Below are 22,259 nucleotides of genomic sequence, written 5' to 3'. Positions count from 1 at the left end.
AGGCCAGTGCTTTACATAGGATGCGGTGTTGCTAGTTTTTACTTTTTTACAACACTACATATATAATTTCTTATAATAACCGTTCCAATTTTTAATAAGGATATTGATTGATAAATTCCGATGTATTTTCAATTGATTAAAATATTTTCTTTGTTTCGTTTATGCATTTTTGTAAAAGCATAAGGAGTTTCTTTAAAAATATATAATTTCTCTCTCTGTGACATAAATGGCTACCTTATTTTTATAGTTTACTTTTTTAATCCAATTGCCACTATTATCATAATTGTAAATTTGAGAATATCTAGTATAGACTATTCCGTTAGAATTATAAATATTATACTCTAACTCATTATTATTGTCGTCATATTTAAAAGTATGATGAGACATTATTTTTCCTTCAAAATCGAAAACCTTCTCTTCAATGAGATTTCCATTACTATCGTATTCATTTTTATTAATAGTTTGTAATTCTCCTTTTTTATCATAACTTTTCACTTCAACCCAATTACCATTAGAATCATATTTATAAGTGAGTTTGTAAATTAATTTTCCATTTTTTTTATTATAATCCCTTTCCATTATTTTTCCTTCGTCGTTATATTTAAAAGTAATCTTATATCTTAAACTTCTAAACCCATTTTCCTGGACCTTCTTTCCTTGTAAATCATATTTGTATTTGATTTTTTGGTATAGTTTTCCATCAGCAGCATATTCATTGTCTTCTATTTTATTCCCTTTATCATCGTACTTATAATTAAATTTAGAATGAATGCTTCCATTTGAGAGGTACCAATTCCATTCTATGATATGCCCTTTATCATCAAGCTTTCCTAAATTTTTAGAGACTAGACTACCGTCAGCATTGAAATTATTAAATTCCAATAAAATTCCTGCTTCGTTATATGTATAGGTGTATTTCGAAAATAAACTGCCATCCGCATTATACATACTTTCTTCAACTTTTTTTCCGTTTTCATCAAAGATATAATATAGATGCCTTCTTGAATTCATACTTATTTTTTCGTTAATGACTTCATATTGAATTTCTCTTAAAGACTTAACATGTCCATAAAGGTTCATTTTTTCTAGATCATTTTTTTGGATTTCTTTTTCTTGAGAATAGTTAAAAGAAATGAATGCAAGAGAGAGTATTATAAAAATGATCAATATTTTATAAATCTTTATCATGATACCTTATTTTAATTGGATATCTAACAAGCTTATCTATAAAAATAGATACTAATTGTTCAATCTGAACTGACTAATATCATTTTGTGATATTTTTTAAAGTCATAAATTAATTTATCATTCTAAAGTATTGATTTTATTACTAATGTTTATTTTTTAGTTATGAAAAATTTGATATTGGTATTAGCAGTGGTGTCATTTTTTATATGTGGTTGTGAAACACCAAGAGGACCGGGAGACTGCCCAAGTAGGGTATCATTGACGGTCCAAATCAAAGAACAGCCTATTTTTTCTTGGGATCCACCTTGTGATGTGGATGGTTTTATTGTCTATCGTCATGCTGTATCGGTTAGCGGTACCAATTATTTAGATGTTGTATGGGCGAGTGATATCACTCAAGATAACCCAATATCCCCACCTCTAGTATATGGTGTAAATCCAGCAGGTGTAGACATAACAGTCCCAGCTGTGCAATTAATTGAAGGAGATAAATATAAAGTAAAGGTTTTAAGGTATATAAATGAAATGCCAGGTTATGATTTTATTGGTGAAACAGACTTTATATATGCCCCATAGCAGATTAACAATGCGTGCAAAATTATTATTGCTACTTATGAAAAAGTCAATTTTATACACAGTCATAATCCTGTTAATTTTTAGCTGCTCTTCCTATAAGAAAAAAAATGATTTAGAAGAGCAAAATATTTTTAAAAATACTAAACCCTTTTTTAAAAAGAAGAGTGCTTTAGAAACGGAAAATCTGTTTGGAAAAGTTAAATCATATAAGGAGTTCTCTTATAAAACAGTTGAGATATCAGGAGAAATCATTAAAGGAGACAGAAAACGACAATATTCTTCTAACTATGATATTTATATTAAGTACGATGAAAATGGTAATATAATTGAATGGACTAATTATAATTCTGACGGGAGTTTATACATTAAGGGCAGTAATAAATTAGACGATAAAGGAAATTGTATTGAATGTGTTATAAATAATCCCAATGGGAATTTAGACTCTAAGATTATATCTAAATATGATGACAATGATAATATAATTGAAGATAGTTATTATAGAGCAAATGGGGCCTTAGCTTTTAATATAACGTATAAATATGATGATTATGGCTACTTAATTGAAGATAATAATTATAACAGCGAAGGAAAATTAGACTTTAAAAAAACGTATAAATATGACGATAAAGGCAATTTAATTGAAACAAAACATTTTTTTTCATCAAAGCGACGCTGGTCATATAGAGAAATTTTTAAATACGACTCTAACGGCAACACCATTGAATTAAATAATTATAACTGGGATAAAAATTTGAACTTCAAGACTCTCTTCAAATTCGATGAAAAAGGGAATAAAACGGAAGAGAGTCGATATGACATAAATGGAAGTTTAGGCTGGGTTGTTAATTATAAATATGACTATGATGATAAAGGGAATTGGATAAGGAAAATTAAATTTGAAAATGAAACACCCAAGTACATACTAGAAAGGGAAATAGAGTATTATGAAAAGTAACTTGGAACCTCTAATTAATACCAACCTCCTTACAGAAATGTGAGTTCTTTTTTTGTTATGCTAATTTAAACACAAAAAATAATAATTGCTATTGAATAAAAATCTGTGACTTGCTTTCTGTTTCTTTCTAGGCTTATTTTTTAAGAAAAAAAACTTCCGTTAGTATAATATAAAGTGGTAATATAAACAAAATCATTAGTAATGACCCGTCCTGAAATAAGGCTACATAATTTTAAACATTATATATAGAAATGACAAAGTAATCAGACGTAGTAAACTTGCAACGACCTTTGGTTAAGCTCAAAATTGAGCAATTAGTTTTATACATTGTGCCTGTTGCACAACCATGAAATTCTCTAATCCCTCTCTAATCATCGTTGCTTGGCAAACAGTAAATTGCTTGTTTTTAATGATTTATATTTTTTAGTAGTATCAAAATTCATTGATTTATTTGAAATTAGGCCTTGTGCAACAGCTACCGGTGTTATGCCCAGTTATTTAGATGGTTTAATTCATTTACGGCGAAGTCGATACCACTGTTCATTTGCTTTTAGAATTTTATAGATTGCCTCTGGCTCATCAGCAGCAGATTCCACATGAGTTATTTCCCAAACTGGAAAGCACATTTCAATTTCTTTGCGACTGGCTCCACTTGGCAAAAAGGCTCTCCATTTAGGATCCCACACAAGTAAAAGTATTGTCGCATCTTCAGCAGCAATATTATTTAATGCCTTTCCCATTGCAATTCGTTGCGAACTATTCAATCCATGAAATGTACCAGTGTCCAAAAGTAATTTATAGCCATTTCCAATTTTGTGAAGTTCAGTTACGTCATCTTTAACAAGTTCAATATTTACATTTTCTTTTTTTATACGTTCTTCAGCTCTTTTCAATGCTTTATCAACTATGTCAACACCTGTAACATCCCACCCTCGTTTTGCCAAACTGATTCCCCACACAGCGCTACCGCAACCAATATCGAGCGCTTTTCCGTACGGAGGAGTTAAACCAATTTCTTCTCTCTCAAATATTTTCGTAATTTTATCGACAAATGGCTTGTGTCGTTCAGCGTCTTCCCATGGATGAAAGCCTATTGAATATGCAAACTTGTAATTCATCGTAATTAATTTTAGTTAATACAAAATTATTGATATCCTAACTGTTTTTTAATTCCAACCACCCTCAAAGTTAATCATTTGATCCTTAAAAGTTTATGTTTTTTTTTCATTTTTTGACCGTTAACTTAAAAACTTAACTGGTTTTTCTGTTAGGGGGCAGTTCAAAATCCGCGAGGTTTTTCGTAAGTAGGCTAGAACTAGCAATTAATTATACACGGTGTGCCTGTTGCACAACTATGAAATTCTCTAATTTCTCTCTAATCATCATTGCTTGGCAAACAGTAAATTACTTGTTTTTAATGATTTATAATTTTTAGTAGTGTCTAAATTTATTGATTTATTTGAAATTATGAGTTGTGCAACCGCTACCGTTGTTAGCAAACATTTTTTTAATCCACGTAGCCTTGATAATCAATTGTTTTTAGAGTGTCATTCTCAAATGCGAAAATGAAAACAGATGTATTTTCTAAATCTCCGATTTTTATTAAATCAGAATCCAATTTCGATTTTATAATATTTTCAAATGTTTGTTTTTTTGTTCCAATTTTGACTGAATCTAAAAACTCAAATTCAGAATTTCGTATTTCTGCTTTACAAACCCATTCTCTTTCTAAATATTTATAAGAGTGAATTTTAGTTTTATCAAAAGTCCGTGTTTTAATTGTATCAGTTATTGTTTTGTCGTGAGTATTGGTTATCGGTTCAGTTTTTAAATCAAAATTTGGGTTCAAAGCTAATTTATCTAATTCAGATTCCAGTTTTAACCTTAAACTATCAATTTCGAAGTATTGTTCAGGAATAACAATTTCCTCAATCGGTTTTTCTGGTTTGAGTTTTAGTTCAGTCGTTAGCTCTTGGTCAATTGATTTCGCTTTTTTGGTTTCCTTTTGTTTACAAGAAACTATGAAAATCAGAATAATGATTGAAGTAAGTAGGTGTCTTTTCATATGTTTGCTAACACTCATACAACCACAACAAACAGCAACCCCATTTTAGTTATATCGTTTATGTATGCAATATATTACTTTTTAATAAGGTGTTTACATAAAAAAAATTACACTTATTGAAAAATGTAGTTTCTTATATATGCTTACTTTTTTTATATTGCTGCTAAGTCATAATCTTCTTAAAGTTGATGATTAACTTTGGGGAACTGGGCTAGTGCTTTTTTATAGGACACGGTGTTGTGTGTTCGTTTTATTTTATTCCAATTCCGCTTTAAAATCGCCTTTTATTTCAATTCCTCCATTACAATCCGATTCACAAATTCCTTTAAAATAGAACGAGCCAAAAATCATTTCACCATTTTGTTTTGGAATTGATTTAATAGTTAATTCCTGTTTAAGTTTTTTTATTTTCGGTTCAATTGGTGGTCCAGACATTCTGTAATCAAATTCTGTTTTGAATTCGTTATTGACTATTTTAATTGTCAAGTTTTGACTATACGCTGGATTAGTCTCAAATATTTTCAATTCAAGAGTATCAGAGTCAATTCGTTTTAATTTCGCAAACCTCATTAACCTTAAACTGTCGTTATTTACAATTGCATTAGATTTTATGATATATTGAGTTGAGTCAGGATAATTGTCATATCCAGATTCCGTTTTCAAAGTCAAAGGATTGAGCATAAATTCAGTTGAATTAAACAGGTTGCTATTTAATTCTTTGTCAATAGTTATTTTGTCAAATTCCGTTTTGTTTCTTTTAATTCCGCAAGAAACTAAAATTGTAGAAAGTGTTATTATCAGCAGTTTTTTCAATTCAGAGTTCGTTTTTTAAATGACACACAGCACTCATACAACCACTACAAACGACAACACAATTGTAGTTATACGATTTATGTATGCAATATATTACTTTTTAATAAGGCATTTACATAAAAAAACACACTCATTGAAAAATGTAGTTTCTTACACATGCTCTCCTTTTATATTGCTGCTAAGTCATAGTCTTCTTAAAGCTGATAATTAAAAGAATAAATATTAACTTTGGAAAACTGGGCTAGTGCTTTTCGTAGGACACAGTGTTGTGCGTTCGTTTTTTTTTTAATTAACGGAAGCTCTATTAAAACCAACAGTTTCTCTATAAAGTTGTGGAGATACATCTGCATTATTTTTAAAAAATCGGCTAAAATAGTATTCGTCATTATAACCTAACTGGTATGCAATTTCTTTAACTGTTTTATTGGTTAAGTATAATTCCCTTTTGGCTTCTATAATGATGCGTTCCGAGATTAAGTCGGTTAAGGTTTTATTAAAATGAGCTTTCGTTAGTCTTGTTAATGCTTTTGGTGTAATTGCTAGCATATCGGCATATTCACGAGCAGAATGCTTTGTTTTGTGATGCGTTTCAATATAATTTTTTAAATTCTGTAAAATGAAGGGTTCTTTATTATTGGTAGTTGCTTTTTGTAATTTGGTTTGTTGTTCTGTTTTTAATCTTGATGCTGTTATTAAAAATATTTTTAAATAGGAAATTAATAATTCATATTGTGCTAAAGCTGGCTTTTTCATTTCGTCTTTGAATTGCTCTATTATCATTTCAAAACTTGCCGTAGCTTTTTCTTCAATTTGAACTATTGGTGGATTGTAAATATTATTGAATAACACACCATGACAAGCAACTTCTTTGTGATGTTTATGAATACAGAAGAAATCGGGATGAAAATGAATTACCACACCTCTTATGCCTGTTTTAGCACAAAGCATAAATGGTTGATAAGGTGAAAAAGACAACAACATATTCTCATTAAAATCGTATTCATAAAAATCAGCTTTTAGGGTCCCATTGCCTTTTTTAATCCAAATGAGCGAGTAATAATTTAATCTTTGGATGTGGTCAAATGGATTATCTTTTTCTAAATGGTATATTTTAAATGCCAGGTTACCCGTTTGCGGATTAATAAGCGTGAAGTTGTTGTTTTGCATCATGATTTAAATTTTACATTAATTTTCTTTCGTTTTCTTCAATTTTTAAATCGTTTATACTAGCGTAGCGTTTTTGCATGAGTCCGTTTTCATTAAATTCCCAAAGCTCGTTGCCATAGGCTCTGTACCATTGGTCGTTTTTATCTTGAAATTCATACTCAAATCTAACAGCCATTCTATTTCCTCTAAAACCCCAAAGTTCTTTTTTTAGTTTATAATGTTTTTCGTTTTCCCATTTCTTGGTTAAAAACGCAACAATTTCTTCTCTTCCGTTAATAAATTGTGTTCTATTTCTCCATTCAGAATCTATGGTGTATGCTTTTGAGACTTGTATTGGGTCTTTGGAATTCCATGCATCTTCTGCTTTTTGAACTTTTTCAAGTGCAGATTCTAAAGTAAATGGGGGAAGCGGATATTTCTTTTCTTGATTCATATCTAAATTGATTTAAAAGTTAAAAATAAAGGAAACATGAAAACCCATATTTCCTTTATTTGTTTTTAAATGGTTTTAGCTAAAGGGAAATCTACAGGCACTTTAGTAAGGTTGTGTAAATAATTCATAGCTGTTTTATCACTTACCTGAAGTATTACATCTACAAGATTTTCTTTAGTATATCCTTGGGCAAAGAAGTCCTCTACATTTTCATTTCTAGCTTTGCCTCTGTTTTGAGTGATATCTGCTGCCAATTTTACTAATGCATTCAATTTAGCATTTTCACTTCTTCCTTTTCTGATATTTAATAATTGTTCATCATTAAATCCATTCATTTTTCCCAATACTAAATGTGCACTTTGACAATACACACACTCATTTACCTGACTTACAATAAGGTTTACTGCTTCTTTCTCTTTGTTGTTTAATGACGTTTTAGCATTTTGATAGTCTAAAAATCGTTTTAAACCATTGTCTGAATACCCTATAGTTGCATAAAGATTCGGCACAAAACCTAATGCTTTGTTTAAATTATCAAAAATTTCTTGATTGGTTTGAGATACTTCATTTCTTGTTGGAACATTAAATTCCGTTGCAGTTACATTTTCCATTTTTAATTTTTAAAATTGCTTGTCAATATTGACACTACAAAGTTGATGAAGAATGCAATGGCTTAAAATGGATAATTTTCGTTAATGGATGGATGATTTTCTTGAAGATGATTAAATGACGCACAGCTGTCTCGTATAACCGTCAGTTACGTGTTAATATGCGTTAATTTTCGGTTTGGCACTGTCGTTAGCAATTCCGAGTGGATTCGGACGTAGTCGAATCCGCCGTAATTGCGGTTATTCAGTGTGCCTCTTGCACAACCATGAAATTCTCTAATTTCTCTCTAATCATCGTTGCTTGGCAAACAGTAAATCACTTGTTTTTAATGATTTATAATTTTTAGTAGTGTTAATTTTTATAGATTTATTTGAAATTAGGAGTTGTGCAACAGCCACCGGTGTTGGCAGCAGTAAGTTATAGATATTCATAAAATACGAAAATGAGAACAACGTGCGGGCAAGAGATTACTCAGCGAGAATGCTGGTAGACTTTTTTGCTTCCACATCCTCACGACTAAATAACTAGTTTTTAATAACAGAGCCAGTTCGTTCACTCGGATTTTTTCTTGCTTATTTTTGCAATGCCAGAGTCAGTAAGCTGTCAATATATGTTTGTTGAGTGCGTGCATATTCGTTCGCTTGTCGACTTCTTAACTTGTATATGTAAGGTATTGTGTCTCCTTCATAAAAGTAGTTACCACGTTCTTCATAACTATTCATCCAACTATCGGGAGGGAAGACACGTATATCGTATCTATAACGCAGTGATGAATCCAAGTGTATAATGTTACCGTTAATCAGCAGCTCTTTGCTAAAGAAGCCTTTTTTTTTGAAACGGTCCATGGAATTCTCATGGGCATCAAACAGCACGAAAATATAATCTTCATCAGTTGTTATATGAATATGGGTTGTATTATTCGCATAATTAATTTGTAAATAACCACCAGCCAGCAATACCAGTTCTGCTATAATGAGTATGTAATATGAAAAAAGTTTTTTTATAAGGATTCGGTCTAAAACGTACAAGCCAACAATAAACGCTGTGATAGGCACAACTATAATGGGATAAATAATTGCAGGACTCTCAAGAGTAAAACCAAGATAGATAGAATAAATAGCAATAACAACGCTAAAAGGTGTTACAACCGTTAACGGTGTAACAGGGTAGAACCATGATTTAAGAGTTTTTAAAGTAGCCATGTCTTACTTTAATTGTTGCTCATTACTTAAAGGTACAAAATAACGGTGGAAGTATGTTTTTTCTTTTGTCGATGTTTGTCGTTATATTGTTGCCAACACTCATACAACCACAACAAACAGCAACACAAGTGTAGTTATATCGTTTATGTATGCAATATATTACTTTTTAATAAGCTGTTTAAATAAAAAAACTACACCTTTTTGTTAAATGTAGTTTCTTATATACGCTTACTTTTCTTTTATATTGCTATAAAGTCACAGACTTCTCTGGGTTGGGGCAACATAATCTTTTTTTCACTCGTCTTCTAGATTATTATATTTTGTCGGAACTAATAATACCCTAACGTCAACGTCCAGTATGTTTGCAATTTTTCGGAGCACTTCAATGCTAGGCTGTACATTGTTATTACAATAGTTTGTTACTATAACATAGCTTTTTTCAAGCTGTTCAGATAGCCATGTTTGAGTCCTTCCCTGCTCTTTTAGTACGTCTTTAATTCGATTCATTTTGACCATTTATAAGTCATTTTAAAGCTTTTTTATATGGTCTAGTAATATATTTAGTACCGTATTATAACTGCTTTATATTAATATACGAAATTACAATATATAAATCAAATTAAGCACTATGAGCACAAGATACACCAAAGCCCATTTAGAAGAGATAGTCTTCAAACAATTGGAAAACCTGAACGCCATGCACGATTTTATAGGCATTATGAAATTCCAAAACAACCTGCTCCAAAACCTCAACAAAACCCTAAAGGATGAAATCGGGGAGTTTAAAGAGCACCAAGCCACGCACCCAACAAGGAGAAACTCAGGATTGTAATGCGTTGAACGAGTTGGGAAGATTAAGCGCTTTTGACTTTTTAGGGGACAACTGTTGCGACTACAAAACAAAACGCCCTTAAAATGGGCGTTTTTATATCCTGTTTTTATAAAATCAGTGGTTTGTGCAACAGTTACCAATGAACTAGTTATTAGTAGTTAAAAGCTTTCACTATTGGACTATAGATTTTAAAGCAATATTATAATCGTTTCTTATTACCTATAATTAAATTTGCACTATTCTTTTATGATTTTTGTTATTATAATTTTATCATTAGTTTGAATATTCATAATATAAACCCCGCTTTCGAGAAAAGAAACATCCAGTAGTCCACTTATTGAGTCATTTGATTTTTGGATTAACTGTTTACCTTCTAAATTCCAAATGGTTATTTTTTGAATAGTATTGGACTTTATTTCGATATATAGTTTATCAGACACAGGATTAGGATATATGGTAATTGGACTTTCCTCAATTGTCGGATTATTTAAAGTAGCGTCCATAATGTCTACAACAGCATCTGCTGATTGTTCGCTTGCACCACAGGCGCTTGTCACCACACAATAGTATGTTCCACTGTTAGCAGGCAGGGTGATTATTATTAAAGAAGAACTGTTTCCATTACTTGTGATAGCAACATCATCTTTATACCATTGATAAGATAAGGCAACTTCTCCGCTTGCCCCTACCGAAAGTTCAATATCCGGTGTGTTTTCATTAACGCTTGTCGAGCTTGCAGGTTGAATATTGATAGTTACAGCGTCAGTTAAAAAACCACCATCAAAAATTATCCATTTATAATCATTACGAAGAATGTCTCTTGCCGTTACACTCAAACAACTGTATTTGCTGTTGCCTCCATGAAATATTAAACCATTATGCAGAGTTAGTGTTGACCAGGCATTTAATAAGGCATCATAGTTTATAGTTGATAAAGTAACACCCGAAAACATACCATTCATGTTTGTAACGCTACTCACATCCCAGCTACTAATATCCTGGTCAAAGGATACTGCATAAGAGAACATTAAAAACATATCTGTTACATTGCTTACATCCCATTTACTGACATCCTGGTCAAATGCTTGTGCAGAAGAAAACATATGTGACATACTTGTAACATTACCTACATTCCAACTGCTTATATCCTGGTTAAAACTATCAGTATATGCAAATGCATATGACATATCGGTAACTTTGCTTACGTCCCATCCTGATATATCTCCATTAAACATAAGGGCACCTTGAAACAACCCATACAAACTGGTTACATTACTCACATCCCAACTGCTTATATTTCCGTTAAATACCTCTGTGTCACTAAATATTCCTGCTAAAGTTGTTACGGAACTTGTGTTCCAATTATTTAAATCCTGGTTAAATTTTTTGGATGCAGAAAACATCCGGCTCATATCAGTTACACTGCTCGTATTCCAGTTTCCGATATCCTGGTTAAATTCATAGGCATAATAAAACATTTCATACATATTCGTTACATTACTAACATCCCAATTGCTAATATTTCCGTTAAACACACTTGCAAAACCAAGCATCCTTTTCATAGAAGTTACCTGCCCTACATTCCAGTCGGAAATATTACCATTGAAAGCATAAGCGGCACAAAACATCCATTCCATATCAGTTACATTGCTTACATCCCAATTGTTTAAGTCCTGGTTGAAGGTTTCTGCACCAAGAAACATAGAATTGGTATTGGTAACACCTGTAGGAAGGGTTGAAGGGACTTCAGATAAATTTTTAGCATAGTGAAAAGCTGAAGACAAATCAGCAATTTCTATGGAACCAAAACTTATTACCCTTTTTAACTTATCAGCATTAGGATAATAGTCGCGTCCAAAATGAGTCAAAGTGCCACTGATTGTAACAAAATAAGTTCCCTCACTTGAATAAGTATGTGATAGATTTGCTGAATTGGTGGTACTTTCAGAAGAACCATCTCCCCAATCAACAGAAACATCTACTGTTCCATTAAGTGGAAGGGTAATGGTGGTGCCTGCACTTAAGTTGGTATTAAATTCAAGCACCATATTTTGCCCGTCATTTACAACAACTGTTTGATCTGCGGTAGTACTGTTCCCTTTTCCATCATTAAATGTCCATGTAATGGTGTAGGTTCCTTCTACCGTATATTCCGTTGGATCAGAAGTTGTTCCTGTAATGGTTCCGACACATGCATCGGTTGTTGTTGGTGCTGTTGCTGTTACTGAATATTCTCCTACTATAGTCGGAAGTACCGGTGTTTCAGGTGCTGTGACATCATCATTAATAGTTAGCACAGCATCATTTGTTTGCTCATAAACACCACAGGTATTAGAAAGCACACAATAATAAGTTCCGCTATTGGCAAATGATGTTGGTATTGTAAATGATGAATTATTCCCTTCAGTTGCAATAATTACATCATCTTTATACCACTGATATGATACGGGAAATAATGAGGAGGCTACTACGGTCAGCACGGTCTCAGGTGCACTTTCACATATATCGGTAGATGCCGCAGGTTGTGTATTAATTGTAATTGCATCGTTTACCTTGCCACCGTCAGTAATGTCCCAGTTCAAATCATTGATAAGATCAGTTCTGGCCGATTCGCTGAAACAGCTGTATTTTGAATTTCCTGCATGAAAGGATACATTTTCTTGTAATGCTAATGCCGACAATGCATTCAGCAGGGCATCATAATTAGTAGTTGATAAAGTGACGTTTAAAAACATATCTGTCATATCTGTAACATTGCTCACATCCCAGTTGCTGATATTCTGATCAAATGAAGTGGCGCCTCGAAACATGTTGCGCATGTCTGTAACATTACTTACATCCCAAGAACTTAAGTCCTGGTTAAACGATGTATCCAGATAAAACATACTTCCCATGTAAGTGACCTTTGCCGTATTCCAAGCTGAAATATTACCGTTAAAAGCTGGTGCCTCTCCAAATATGCCATCCATATTGGTTACATTGCCCACATTCCATGAGTTCAAATCCCGGTTGAATGATGCCGCTCCATAGAACATTCTATTCATATTTGTAACATTTGTCGTATTCCATGTTGAGATATTCCCGTTGAAAGCTGTTGCATATTGAAACATTATTGACATATTGGTGACATTGCTTACATCCCAACTGCCAATATCCTGATTAAATAAAGATGCATTCATAAACATAAAGGACATATTGGAGACATTGCTTACATCCCAGCGACTAATATCCTGGTTGAACTTTTGTGCTGTATTAAACATGCTTGCTGTATTAGCAACCTTACTTACATTCCAGTTACTGATATTTCCGTTGAAGGCTAATGCCCGGGCAAACATACCGCTCATATCAATGACATTGCTTACATCCCAGTTGTTTAGATCCTGGTTGAAATTTTCTGCCCCTATAAACATTCTTGATGTGTTGGTCACTCCGGCAGGTAGTGTTGAAGGAACTTCTGATAAATTACTTGCATTGTTGAAAGCATAAGAAAAATCTGTGATTCCCAGGTCTCCAAAATTGGTTACTTTGGCTAATTTGTCAGCATTCGGATACGTGCTTCGCCCAAAATGAGTTAAACTTCCGCTAATAAATACGGTATAAGTTCCTTCAGCAGCGTAAGTGTGATCTAAATTGGCAGAAGTGGTTGTACTTTCAATGTTGCCATCACCCCAGTTTATCGTTGCATCAACCGTTCCATTGAGAGGCAATGTTACAGTTGTTCCTGCACTTAAACTGGTGTTGAATTCAAGCACCATGTTTTGCCCATTATCAACAATTACCTTTTGATCAGCAGTTGTTGTGTTACCGTTTCCATCGTCAAATGTCCAGGTAATGGTATGGATTCCCTGCTGTGTATATACGGTAGGATCAGATGTGGTGCCTGTTATGGTTCCGGCACAGGCATCTGTAGTTGTGGGAGCCACAGCAGTTATCGAAGTTTCTCCTTCAAGTGTTGAAAGTACAGGTGTTACAGGTGGTGCATTATCATTTATTGTAATTATTTGTTCCCCGGTAGTTTCGTTGCCGCTGGCATCGGTGGCTTTCCATGTTCTGGTTACAATAGCGCCATTTTTTACATCGAAAAGTGTAATTATAGGATTTGCATCGCAAATATCTGTCGCAATCGCATTTCCTCCGAGATTACCAGGATCTAAAGGTATACCGCAATCAGCTGAAACATCAGGAGGCACGTTTAATACCGGAGGGATATTGTCTACAGGTGTGTTCATGGTAGTAACATCAGCTCCTGAAGCAACCCAGTTGGAAGTTGTAGTTTGCAGGGTGAAATTATTAAGTGTTCCATTCAATTGATTGCCGGTTAAGTCGGTAAGTGATGTTTCAAAAACGTTGGTTTCTCCGGCAAAACCCTGGTTAAAATTGTAATAGGCCAACAGGCCGGTTTCATTACCCACAAGTTGTGTATTTCTATACGATGCAATTTCGCACGCTGTTCTTTGGCTTGACCAAATGCGAACTTCATCAATTTCGCCTTTAAAGTTTTCGGTTAAACCATTACTACTGCCTATGTTCAGGTTTTGACCTGTCCAAAATGTGTTTATGCTTGCACCTATTGCTCCCTGGTACAATCCATTAATATAAACATCGGTTGAAGAATTTTTGAAAACAAGAGCAATGTGATACCATTCGCCCTGCGAAAAGGGATAACTAAAAGAGTATGCTCCTCCATTATATAAATCGATTGTTGAATAATCATTCTTGATGTGAAAACTAAATCTGGAATGACTGGCATCTCTTAAACCTATAAAGCTGGGGTTATACCCAGCGGTTCCAGATACCCAATCGGGTTTTATCCATACTTCAATGGTTCCGTTTGAAAACTCAAGTATGGGATCGTTGGGAACAACTACTACATCATTGCCACCATCAAAATTAAGAGCATTACCTGGTTGTGCCATTGATAAGCCCGATATAAATAATAAAAGAATTAGAATTGTTGTTTTCATTGTTAAATACTCTTAAGTTACTATATGTTTGTAGTTGTTTTTACCTTTATTTTGCAAATAACTTATTTTTAAAAATAAGTTACAAATTGTTTTGAACGAAAATTATTTATTAAGGGAGATCATTAACGAAGCTTAAGTTGCATGTTTACTTCAAACCCTGATTAATATCGAAATTAATTACTGATATTAAACACTATGAGCACGAGATACACCAAAGCCAATTTAGAACAAATAGTCTTCAAACAATTAGAAAACCTAAATGCCATGCACGATTTAATAGGCATTATGAAATTCCAAAACAACCTACTCCAAAACCTCAACAAAACCTTAAAGGAGGAAATCGGGCAGTTTAAAGAGCACCAAGCCATGCATCCAACAAGGAGAAACTCAGGATTGTAATGGGTTGAAGGGGTTGGGAAGATTAAGCGCTTTTGGTTGTTTGGGCAGGATTGTGTGATGTCAAAAGCTAAATGTGCTTTGCGTTATATGAAAGACAAGAGAGAAGCATGATTTTTATGGGCATATGTAACGACTACCAATACTGTGTGTAGTGCTTTTCTATTCTTTGTGGATTAATACTTCCATTACATATTTTACAAATATGTCCTTTATGTTTTTGTTCAAATCACGCATGTTTTTAAAATTACTAACGTTAATTCTATTAAATATATCGTCGGTTATACCATTTGGAAGCTCAACTTCGTAGTTTTCATTAAACTTTTCAATGATATTTTTTATTCTAAACTCAACAAATTTCTTTTTATCACTATAAAATAATGGCATAAAGTAACCTTTATAATCAAACCTTGACCTTAATTCTGGTGAGATTCTTTTAGGAAAATCCTCTTTACTTATGTTAGATGTAAATATTATTATAAATCCATTTAAGTCAATTTCTTCCGCCATTGAACTAATCATTTTTCCGTTTTCCAAAACATCCAAAAAATAGTTAAAAAGCATTGAATTTGATTTTTCAAACTCGTCAATAAGGATTAACCCTGTATCAGATTCCTTTACTCTAATAAAAATTTCTCCTTCGTCACTTCCAACATAACCCCTTGGACTTCCTATAAGTGAATTCAAGGAATTATCACTGCTATAGTTACCGAAATTAATCTTTGCTATTTTCTTTTTACCACCAAGCGATTTATGAATTGCCCTAGCCACTTCCGTCTTGCCAACACCTGAATCTCCCATTAAGAAAAGAGATAAAATTTTGTGTTCTCCTAGCTTATTAAAAACACCAAAATTCCTGATTAATTCTGCAAAATCATCTTTGAATTTTTCATGTCCATATATTTGTTTTGCAAATGTTTTTGAAAATTTATTTATTGATTCAGAGTCTAAATCGACAATTTTATTATGCTTTAAAACATTTGATTTTACTGTGCCATCTATTTGACTATATTCTATTTCAATATCTTCTACTACGTCGATATCCAAAAAACTGTTGAATAAGTATCTTAAATGGAATTCAAATAGTTCTTTATGATTTTTGTCTGCAATAAAAATAGTTCTGTAAGGATATTTCGGAATTACTAATTCTGCATTGTATTGTAGTTTTTCAAGTCCAGCTAGAGAAGAAATATCTACTATTTGAGAAAATTCATCTAGCTCATCAATTTTATCAAAATTATGTAAACCCTCAGAGATACTTATAATTTTTTTGCCTTGTTCCGATTTTAATTTTTTATAAAAGGCAAAATAGTTTTTGTCAAAAAATAAAAGTTGTCTATCCATTTAATAACTTATTTTGGGATATCAACATTTTGAATTATAGCCAGTAAATCAATATAATGAAATTCTTTATTGCCATCTTTTGAACTAGCAAATATGAAACTAGAATCTTTACTTTGGACAGTATATTGACTATCTTGGATTTCTTTTGTTTCGTCATTATTGTTAGTAACCATATTTTGCATAGTTCCTAACTCTTGAAAGAATTCAAAAGAATTTTTTAACGAATCAACTTTTATCTTTCCTTTATAAAGTCCCACGATTGAAACCCTTCCAATGAATAAGTCATCAACGCTATAAGAACTTTCAAATTCACTTTCAAAGGTTAGAGGTATTTTTACTAATAGTTCATCATCACTTTTTTCAAGTATTCCTTTCATTTTATAAGAATAATCCTTGAACATTGAATTAAACAAATTATTAATGTCAAAACCATTAGCACCTGGTATATTCATTCCCTTAAACGAACCACTTGTAAATAGTTTTACAGTTCTTAATTCGGGTTCATTTTCTAAAGAAAGATTTACATTGTCAACCTTAATTAAACTTCCTTCTTTTAAGTCTGTAAAACTATTTATAGCTTGACTTTTTTCAATTATTTCACTTAAGATTACCGATTTTGTCGTTTTTATTTCAAAAGTTTCAAGAACTTTTTGAGAGTCAGAATTGAGATTTTTCCGTCCAGCCTCGCCTTCAATTGATGCTCCTGCAATATTGAAAAAATTTAGAAAGTTTATTCCTAATTTACCTCTATAATCAACTTCTTTTCCGTCACTACTATCAGTCTGTTTTTCTCGGCTTAAAGCAATAACATTACTTAACATCATCTTGATTTCATAAACCTTTGGAAAATTGATGTAATAAATATTGAAAATCATAATTTAAATGTTATTACTATTTTTCTTCGTGCATTACACGCAACGATTTCGCAGTAGGCAAATGTGACACTTTTTATCGAGTGTAATCATTGCATCATTTTTCTTACTGCACGTTATACATAGGGTTTATTTTATATCTAATTTTTGCTTAAACTCCTTGGAACGATATTCTGCAATGTCATTTTGACTTAATGGCTTCTCACCAAGCTTAATTATTTTTATCAGGCAAATCTCAAGTTCAGCAGCAAATTCTCTCAATAATTTTTCCTCTGGGAATCCTTCTTTATAAAATATTTCCTGTAATATTTTTTGTTCCTGAAGGATTACAATAATCAATTTTTCAAATAGGTCATTGTATGTTAAAACCTTCCGTTTAAGTTCTGGAGATAAGTATGCCTGCGCCAAAGTTCTTAAACGACCTGTTTTTCTATATAAATCTTCCGTATCTACATTTTTTTTGAATTGTTCTACTAATTTCTGATACTTCTTATGTTTTGAAGACCTTTCTTCGGCATTATATTTTTCTGAGTTATGACTTTCATTGAGTCGGTTATACACAAATATTAAGGACGGGTAGTAGTAAAGAAGATGTTGTGTAATTTCATAGATCTCCTCCACTTTAGAAACTAGAATTTGGTGGTTTGAAGTCTTGGTTGCAAATCTTATAGCAAGAATCGCAATTATCACAGCAGAAATCGACCCCAGTGAGGTTATCAAATCTATTATTATTTTCCAGTATGTTAGGTTTTCCATATTACTAGCTTGTCTATAGTGTTTACATCGAAAATCCCATTGGGGTAATTTGCATTCCACCAGTTCCGACACTCAAATTTCCTCCAAGCATTATTCCGTCTATCTTCATATTCACATCGTCAATATCTACTTTAAAATCTCCAGCATAAAAATTTCCAGTTATTCTCAAAATAGCATCTACCTGATTCGTTTTAAGTTCTTCTGAAATTGGTCCAGATTTCGGCAGAGTAGGATTGTCGTTTTCAATTTGTTCAATTTTAATAATTGGACTTCCGTCTGATCTTTTAGCAAGCAAAATCTTTTTATCAGATTCAATCTGAATATTCTCGTCTGCCACAACTGGTTTACTTTTGAAAAGCTTTACCTCCCTTTTATTTTCGGAATCTTTAATATCGCAATCGACTACCAAATATGAACCTTCTGATCTTTCTCGAAATATTTCTCGGATTTTAAAAAATTCTTTCAATTTTCCATTAATTTCTACTGTAAAAATTCCATTTGTTCCAATGAACATATTCGAGCCTAACATAATTGCATATTTCATTTCTCTTACTTTTTTTAGTTGTAATGTAACAATCGTATAATCCCAATAAAAAGCAATACAAGTATAATTATACTTTTCACGTATGCAATCTATTGCTTTTCAACAAGGTATCCAATGTTATGCCAACAATTAAACATAAACAACAGTCTACATCCAAATTATACAGTTACGAATATAATAAAAATTCACTTACAAAAATAAGTTGTATTTTATTTATTCCGTTTAAGTGGTTTCCAACGCCATTTTAATCACTTATTAGGGTTTTGTTCGAGTCTCCTTCGACATTCCTTCGAGGATTGTTCGTAAAAAGCCCTATTTTACGAAGGATTCCCGAAGCATCCTCGAAGGCATGTCGAACAAGGTATGGGGCAAATAGGTGCATTTCATCGATTATTTGGGTGAATTTTGCAAAAAACACAGGTTTTAGGGTTGTAAAATGTCTTTGTATGTGGGGTGCATTCAATGTCATTATGTTAAGGAGAAGTGGGTCAGGAGTGCAGTCGTAACCTCCATCAAGTCCTTTTTTGTTAAGCATTTCGACAAGCTCAATGTGACAATTTAGAATAAACAGGCTTAACTTAATGATATTGGGGCTGCGTTAGCGATAGAAACGGATAGCTTTTGGCGCGTAGACGCAGCGAGCCAAAACTAGTAGTGTATAGCGCGACCCCCAAGGGTAATGCCCAAAAAATTATTCGAAGCGGATGGCTTTTACCGGTGATATTTTGGTAATGATATACGAGGGTACCAAAAGCATGAGTAAACACAGGAGCATGGTGCCTATGTTTAAGGCCACAATATAGCCCACTCCTATGTAAACGGGGGCTTCGGTGACGTAATACACGCTGGGGTCCAACGGGAATAGCTTAAAATATTTTTGCGCAAACAACAGGCTTAAACCTATCAGGTTACCCCAGAAAAGGCCTAGTATAATGAGGTAACTGGCGTTGTATAAAAACAATTTCCGGATGCTCCAGTTGTTGCTTCCCAAGGCTTTTAAAATGCCTATCATTTGGGTACGCTCCAGGATTAAAACCAGTAATGCGGTGATCATGTTGATGCCGGCTACCAAAATCATGATGCCAATAATCCCGTAAATGTTTTTGTCGAAAATGTTTATCCACTCAAAAACGGAGGCGTATTTCTCGGTGATGGTTTGGGTATTAAGCGTTGATGGCGTGCTTCGGTAAATTTCGATGCCTTTTGTGGGAAGTTGGTCGTAATCGGCTATAAACACCTCAAAATTGCCTATTTGATCGTCGTTCCATCTATTAATACGTTGGATATGGCGAATATCGCCCAAAAGGTATTGTGCATCCAACTCTTGAAATCCCGAATTGTAAATACCCGTGATTTTATAGGTAATGATGTTGGGCAGCTTTTCGGCATCCTCTTTCGGGAACACCATTTGAAAGGTATCGTTTACCTTAAACCCGAGCCTATTGGCTAAATATTGTGAGATTAAAACATCTTCGTTCATGTCTTTGGTATAATCCGGTAGTTTCCCTTCTACTAAAAAGTCCTTAAAGTATGCCCAGTCATAATCGGCACCCACACCTTTTAGGTAGGCGGCTTCAAAATCGGTTTCGGTGCGAATAACACCAAATCTGGAAGCCACGGCCTGAATGTGTTTCACGCCTTCAACCGACTTAAATTCGGGGTAAAAATCTTGTTTTTTAGATATGGGAAACAGACTTTCTTGCGAATTGTTGCTATCGTAATTGGAGATGGTTACATGCCCATTAAACGCCACGACTTTATCACGGATTTTTTGCTGAAGTCCGATACCCGTTGCTATGGCAACCATCATCACCACCATACCGATAGTAATTGCTGCAATACCAATTTTTATTATTGGTGCCGAAACACTACTTTTATACGCTTTGCTGCCTATTATACGTTTAGCTAAAAAAAACTCGTAATTCAAAATACACTATGCGGTTTAATGTTGTCAAAAATACAGTTTTATTATTTGTTTTAGGAATGATTTCTTGCGGAAACTTTTCGAGGGAGAAAGTTGATGGGTTGAAGACGGAAGACGGGAGACGGGAGACGGGAGACGGAAGATGGGAGACAGGAGACGAGAGACAAGAGTCAGTACACAGTACACAGTACGCAGGAGACAAGAGACAAGAGACAAGAGACGAGAGACAAGACCCAGGAGCCAAGACCCAGAACCCAACACCCATCCCCGGTGCAAACCAAACGGATGCCTATTTACCATTGCTGAAAGGCAAACGTGTTGGTGTTGTGGCGAATCAGACGTCAGTTATCTTTAAAGAGAGATATGAGACAAGAAGCAAGAGACAAGAGCCAAGACCTAAGACCCAAGACCCAGAACCCAAAACCCAGAACCCAACACCCAACCACTACACCCACCTAGTAGATTCCTTACTATCACTAAACATAAACATAAAAATCGTATTTGCTCCGGAGCATGGTTTTAGGGGTACTGCCGATGCTGGCGAACATATTAAAGATGGTATGGATGCCAAAACGGGCGTTCCTATTGTGTCGCTTTATGGTGACAATAAAAAGCCGAAGCCAGAGCAGCTTAAACATATTGATGTGATGGTTTTTGACATTCAAGATGTGGGCGCACGGTTTTACACCTATATTTCCTCATTGCATTATGTGATGGAAGCTTGTGCCGAAGCCCATATACCTCTACTGATTTTAGACCGACCCAACCCCAACGGCCATTACGTTGATGGGCCTATTTTGGAAATGGAACATAAAAGTTTTGTGGGCATGCACCCCATTCCTGTGGTTCATGGCATGACTATTGGTGAATATGCTACTATGATAAACGGTGAAAAATGGCTGAAAAATGGTATTCAATGCGAATTGAAAGTGATTCCTATTAAAAATTACACGCATCAAACAGCCTATAGTTTACCCATAAAACCGAGTCCGAATTTGCCAAACGACACAGCTATTAACCTATACCCGAGTTTATGCTTTTTTGAAGGCACGAATGTGAGTGTCGGGCGTGGAACAGATAAACAGTTTCAAGTGTTTGGGAGTCCGTTTTTAGATAAAACCAAATACACTTACTCCTTTACCCCACAACCCAACGAAGGCGCTAAACAACCTCCATATCAAAATAAAGTGTGCTACGGAATGAATCTATCCCATACTAAAAAATTAAACGGATTGGATTTAAGTTACCTAATAAATGCCTATCGTTCCACTCAAAATAAATCTGAATTCTTTAATGCGTTTTTTACGAAATTGGCTGGAACAAAAAAATTGCAACAGCAAATAGAAGCTGGCTTAACGGAAACCGCCATAAAAGCAACCTGGCAACAGGGATTGGATGGATTTAGGAAAGTTAGGAAGAAATATTTGATTTACGATTTACGATTTACGATTGACGATTGACGATTGACGAATTACGGATTATGAATTTTGAATTATGTTTCACATTTCACGTTTCACGTTTCACGATTTACGAGTGACGATTTACGATTTACGATTTACGATTTACGAATTATGGATTATGGATTATGAATTATGGATTATGGATTATGAATTTTGAAT

General features: G+C 33.7%; 21 protein-coding genes. 6 read left to right on the top strand and 15 right to left on the bottom strand.

What is annotated here, in order from left to right:
- Positions 1 to 192 precede the first annotated feature (192 nt).
- Entirely contained in the window at positions 193 to 1,080 is an 888-nt protein-coding gene (locus tag ACGLWY_RS16345; protein WP_396620742.1) for a hypothetical protein, read from the bottom strand.
- 270 nt (positions 1,081 to 1,350) lie between these two features.
- Between ACGLWY_RS16345 and ACGLWY_RS16340 the strand changes: the two genes are divergently transcribed.
- Positions 1,351 to 1,764, top strand: a complete 414-nt coding sequence (locus ACGLWY_RS16340; RefSeq protein WP_396620741.1) for a hypothetical protein — start codon at positions 1,351 to 1,353, stop codon at positions 1,762 to 1,764.
- A 37-nt stretch (positions 1,765 to 1,801) separates the two neighbouring features.
- Entirely contained in the window at positions 1,802 to 2,719 is a 918-nt protein-coding gene (locus ACGLWY_RS16335) for a hypothetical protein (protein WP_396620740.1), read from the top strand.
- A 512-nt stretch (positions 2,720 to 3,231) separates the two neighbouring features.
- Here the strand turns inward: ACGLWY_RS16335 and ACGLWY_RS16330 are convergent.
- The 8 genes from ACGLWY_RS16330 to ACGLWY_RS16295 form a co-directional block, all read right to left on the bottom strand.
- On the bottom strand, positions 3,232 to 3,837 hold the full coding sequence (locus tag ACGLWY_RS16330) for a class I SAM-dependent methyltransferase (RefSeq protein ID WP_396620739.1): 606 nt from the start codon (positions 3,835 to 3,837) through the stop codon (positions 3,232 to 3,234).
- A 389-nt stretch (positions 3,838 to 4,226) separates the two neighbouring features.
- A complete protein-coding gene (locus tag ACGLWY_RS16325) occupies positions 4,227 to 4,802 on the bottom strand; it encodes a hypothetical protein (RefSeq protein ID WP_396620738.1) in 576 nt (191 codons plus the stop codon).
- 237 nt (positions 4,803 to 5,039) lie between these two features.
- Positions 5,040 to 5,597 carry a hypothetical protein gene (locus tag ACGLWY_RS16320; RefSeq protein ID WP_396620737.1) on the bottom strand — a complete coding sequence of 186 codons (558 nt, stop codon included), beginning with the start codon at positions 5,595 to 5,597 and terminating at the stop codon, positions 5,040 to 5,042.
- A gap of 285 nt (positions 5,598 to 5,882) precedes the next feature.
- Positions 5,883 to 6,767 carry a helix-turn-helix domain-containing protein gene (locus ACGLWY_RS16315; protein WP_396620736.1) on the bottom strand — a complete coding sequence of 295 codons (885 nt, stop codon included), beginning with the start codon at positions 6,765 to 6,767 and terminating at the stop codon, positions 5,883 to 5,885.
- 10 nt (positions 6,768 to 6,777) lie between these two features.
- Positions 6,778 to 7,197, bottom strand: coding sequence for a nuclear transport factor 2 family protein (locus tag ACGLWY_RS16310; protein WP_396620735.1), 420 nt, complete (start codon positions 7,195 to 7,197; stop codon positions 6,778 to 6,780).
- Between the two features lie 65 nt (positions 7,198 to 7,262).
- Entirely contained in the window at positions 7,263 to 7,808 is a 546-nt protein-coding gene (locus ACGLWY_RS16305) for a carboxymuconolactone decarboxylase family protein (RefSeq protein ID WP_396620734.1), read from the bottom strand.
- A gap of 570 nt (positions 7,809 to 8,378) precedes the next feature.
- Positions 8,379 to 9,008: a hypothetical protein gene (locus ACGLWY_RS16300; RefSeq protein WP_396620733.1), complete on the bottom strand. Its 630-nt coding sequence runs from the start codon at positions 9,006 to 9,008 to the stop codon at positions 8,379 to 8,381.
- 294 nt (positions 9,009 to 9,302) lie between these two features.
- Positions 9,303 to 9,515: a helix-turn-helix transcriptional regulator gene (locus ACGLWY_RS16295; RefSeq protein ID WP_396620732.1), complete on the bottom strand. Its 213-nt coding sequence runs from the start codon at positions 9,513 to 9,515 to the stop codon at positions 9,303 to 9,305.
- A 121-nt stretch (positions 9,516 to 9,636) separates the two neighbouring features.
- Between ACGLWY_RS16295 and ACGLWY_RS16290 the strand changes: the two genes are divergently transcribed.
- Positions 9,637 to 9,840, top strand: a complete 204-nt coding sequence (locus ACGLWY_RS16290; RefSeq protein WP_396620731.1) for a hypothetical protein — start codon at positions 9,637 to 9,639, stop codon at positions 9,838 to 9,840.
- A gap of 236 nt (positions 9,841 to 10,076) precedes the next feature.
- On the opposite strand, the gene ACGLWY_RS16285 is transcribed toward ACGLWY_RS16290, so the two are convergent.
- Positions 10,077 to 14,804 (bottom strand): BspA family leucine-rich repeat surface protein, encoded by a 4,728-nt coding sequence (locus ACGLWY_RS16285; RefSeq protein ID WP_396620730.1) that lies wholly within the window; start codon positions 14,802 to 14,804, stop codon positions 10,077 to 10,079.
- Between the two features lie 195 nt (positions 14,805 to 14,999).
- Between ACGLWY_RS16285 and ACGLWY_RS16280 the strand changes: the two genes are divergently transcribed.
- The gene (locus ACGLWY_RS16280; RefSeq protein ID WP_396620729.1) at positions 15,000 to 15,203 is read left to right on the top strand and encodes a hypothetical protein; all 204 of its coding nucleotides are present in this window, start codon (positions 15,000 to 15,002) and stop codon (positions 15,201 to 15,203) included.
- A gap of 159 nt (positions 15,204 to 15,362) precedes the next feature.
- Here ACGLWY_RS16280 and ACGLWY_RS16275 read toward each other — a convergent pair whose 3' ends face one another.
- The 5 genes from ACGLWY_RS16275 to ACGLWY_RS16255 form a co-directional block, all read right to left on the bottom strand.
- Positions 15,363 to 16,544: an AAA family ATPase gene (locus tag ACGLWY_RS16275; protein ID WP_396620728.1), complete on the bottom strand. Its 1,182-nt coding sequence runs from the start codon at positions 16,542 to 16,544 to the stop codon at positions 15,363 to 15,365.
- Between the two features lie 8 nt (positions 16,545 to 16,552).
- Complete coding sequence (locus ACGLWY_RS16270; RefSeq protein ID WP_396620727.1) at positions 16,553 to 17,419, bottom strand: hypothetical protein; 867 nt, start codon at positions 17,417 to 17,419, stop codon at positions 16,553 to 16,555.
- 126 nt (positions 17,420 to 17,545) lie between these two features.
- Complete coding sequence (locus ACGLWY_RS16265; RefSeq protein WP_396620726.1) at positions 17,546 to 18,172, bottom strand: hypothetical protein; 627 nt, start codon at positions 18,170 to 18,172, stop codon at positions 17,546 to 17,548.
- A gap of 22 nt (positions 18,173 to 18,194) precedes the next feature.
- Positions 18,195 to 18,716, bottom strand: a complete 522-nt coding sequence (locus ACGLWY_RS16260) for a hypothetical protein (RefSeq protein WP_396620725.1) — start codon at positions 18,714 to 18,716, stop codon at positions 18,195 to 18,197.
- A gap of 691 nt (positions 18,717 to 19,407) precedes the next feature.
- On the bottom strand, positions 19,408 to 20,643 hold the full coding sequence (locus ACGLWY_RS16255; RefSeq protein WP_396620724.1) for an ABC transporter permease: 1,236 nt from the start codon (positions 20,641 to 20,643) through the stop codon (positions 19,408 to 19,410).
- A gap of 8 nt (positions 20,644 to 20,651) precedes the next feature.
- On the opposite strand from ACGLWY_RS16255, the gene ACGLWY_RS16250 reads away from it, so the two are divergent.
- Both ACGLWY_RS16250 and ACGLWY_RS16245 read left to right on the top strand, forming a co-directional pair.
- Positions 20,652 to 22,100: an exo-beta-N-acetylmuramidase NamZ domain-containing protein gene (locus tag ACGLWY_RS16250; protein WP_396620723.1), complete on the top strand. Its 1,449-nt coding sequence runs from the start codon at positions 20,652 to 20,654 to the stop codon at positions 22,098 to 22,100.
- Positions 22,101 to 22,134: 34 nt separating this feature from the next.
- Positions 22,135 to 22,257, top strand: a complete 123-nt coding sequence (locus ACGLWY_RS16245) for a hypothetical protein (RefSeq protein ID WP_396620722.1) — start codon at positions 22,135 to 22,137, stop codon at positions 22,255 to 22,257.
- The last annotated feature ends 2 nt before the right edge of the window (positions 22,258 to 22,259 follow it).

The organism is Mariniflexile sp. HMF6888 (assembly GCF_044335535.1).
In the GTDB taxonomy this organism is placed as follows: Bacteria; Bacteroidota; Bacteroidia; order Flavobacteriales; family Flavobacteriaceae; genus Mariniflexile.
This window is presented reverse-complemented; position numbering and strand designations above follow the sequence as displayed.

Excerpts from the sequence above, each read along its gene's own strand:
- ACGLWY_RS16345 (WP_396620742.1), bottom strand. The coding sequence starts at position 1,080 with ATGAACCTTTATGGACATGTTAAGTCTTTAAGAGAAATTCAATATGAA.
- ACGLWY_RS16340 (WP_396620741.1), top strand. The coding sequence starts at position 1,351 with ATGAAAAATTTGATATTGGTATTAGCAGTGGTGTCATTTTTTATATGT.
- ACGLWY_RS16335 (WP_396620740.1), top strand. The coding sequence starts at position 1,802 with ATGAAAAAGTCAATTTTATACACAGTCATAATCCTGTTAATTTTTAGC.
- ACGLWY_RS16330 (WP_396620739.1), bottom strand. The coding sequence starts at position 3,837 with ATGAATTACAAGTTTGCATATTCAATAGGCTTTCATCCATGGGAAGAC.
- ACGLWY_RS16325 (WP_396620738.1), bottom strand. The coding sequence starts at position 4,802 with ATGAGTGTTAGCAAACATATGAAAAGACACCTACTTACTTCAATCATT.
- ACGLWY_RS16315 (WP_396620736.1), bottom strand. The coding sequence starts at position 6,767 with ATGATGCAAAACAACAACTTCACGCTTATTAATCCGCAAACGGGTAAC.
- ACGLWY_RS16310 (WP_396620735.1), bottom strand. The coding sequence starts at position 7,197 with ATGAATCAAGAAAAGAAATATCCGCTTCCCCCATTTACTTTAGAATCT.
- ACGLWY_RS16305 (WP_396620734.1), bottom strand. The coding sequence starts at position 7,808 with ATGGAAAATGTAACTGCAACGGAATTTAATGTTCCAACAAGAAATGAA.
- ACGLWY_RS16300 (WP_396620733.1), bottom strand. The coding sequence starts at position 9,008 with ATGGCTACTTTAAAAACTCTTAAATCATGGTTCTACCCTGTTACACCG.
- ACGLWY_RS16295 (WP_396620732.1), bottom strand. The coding sequence starts at position 9,515 with ATGAATCGAATTAAAGACGTACTAAAAGAGCAGGGAAGGACTCAAACA.
- ACGLWY_RS16290 (WP_396620731.1), top strand. The coding sequence starts at position 9,637 with ATGAGCACAAGATACACCAAAGCCCATTTAGAAGAGATAGTCTTCAAA.
- ACGLWY_RS16285 (WP_396620730.1), bottom strand. The coding sequence starts at position 14,804 with ATGAAAACAACAATTCTAATTCTTTTATTATTTATATCGGGCTTATCA.
- ACGLWY_RS16280 (WP_396620729.1), top strand. The coding sequence starts at position 15,000 with ATGAGCACGAGATACACCAAAGCCAATTTAGAACAAATAGTCTTCAAA.
- ACGLWY_RS16275 (WP_396620728.1), bottom strand. The coding sequence starts at position 16,544 with ATGGATAGACAACTTTTATTTTTTGACAAAAACTATTTTGCCTTTTAT.
- ACGLWY_RS16270 (WP_396620727.1), bottom strand. The coding sequence starts at position 17,419 with ATGATTTTCAATATTTATTACATCAATTTTCCAAAGGTTTATGAAATC.
- ACGLWY_RS16265 (WP_396620726.1), bottom strand. The coding sequence starts at position 18,172 with ATGGAAAACCTAACATACTGGAAAATAATAATAGATTTGATAACCTCA.
- ACGLWY_RS16260 (WP_396620725.1), bottom strand. The coding sequence starts at position 18,716 with ATGAAATATGCAATTATGTTAGGCTCGAATATGTTCATTGGAACAAAT.
- ACGLWY_RS16250 (WP_396620723.1), top strand. The coding sequence starts at position 20,652 with ATGCGGTTTAATGTTGTCAAAAATACAGTTTTATTATTTGTTTTAGGA.
- ACGLWY_RS16245 (WP_396620722.1), top strand. The coding sequence starts at position 22,135 with ATGTTTCACATTTCACGTTTCACGTTTCACGATTTACGAGTGACGATT.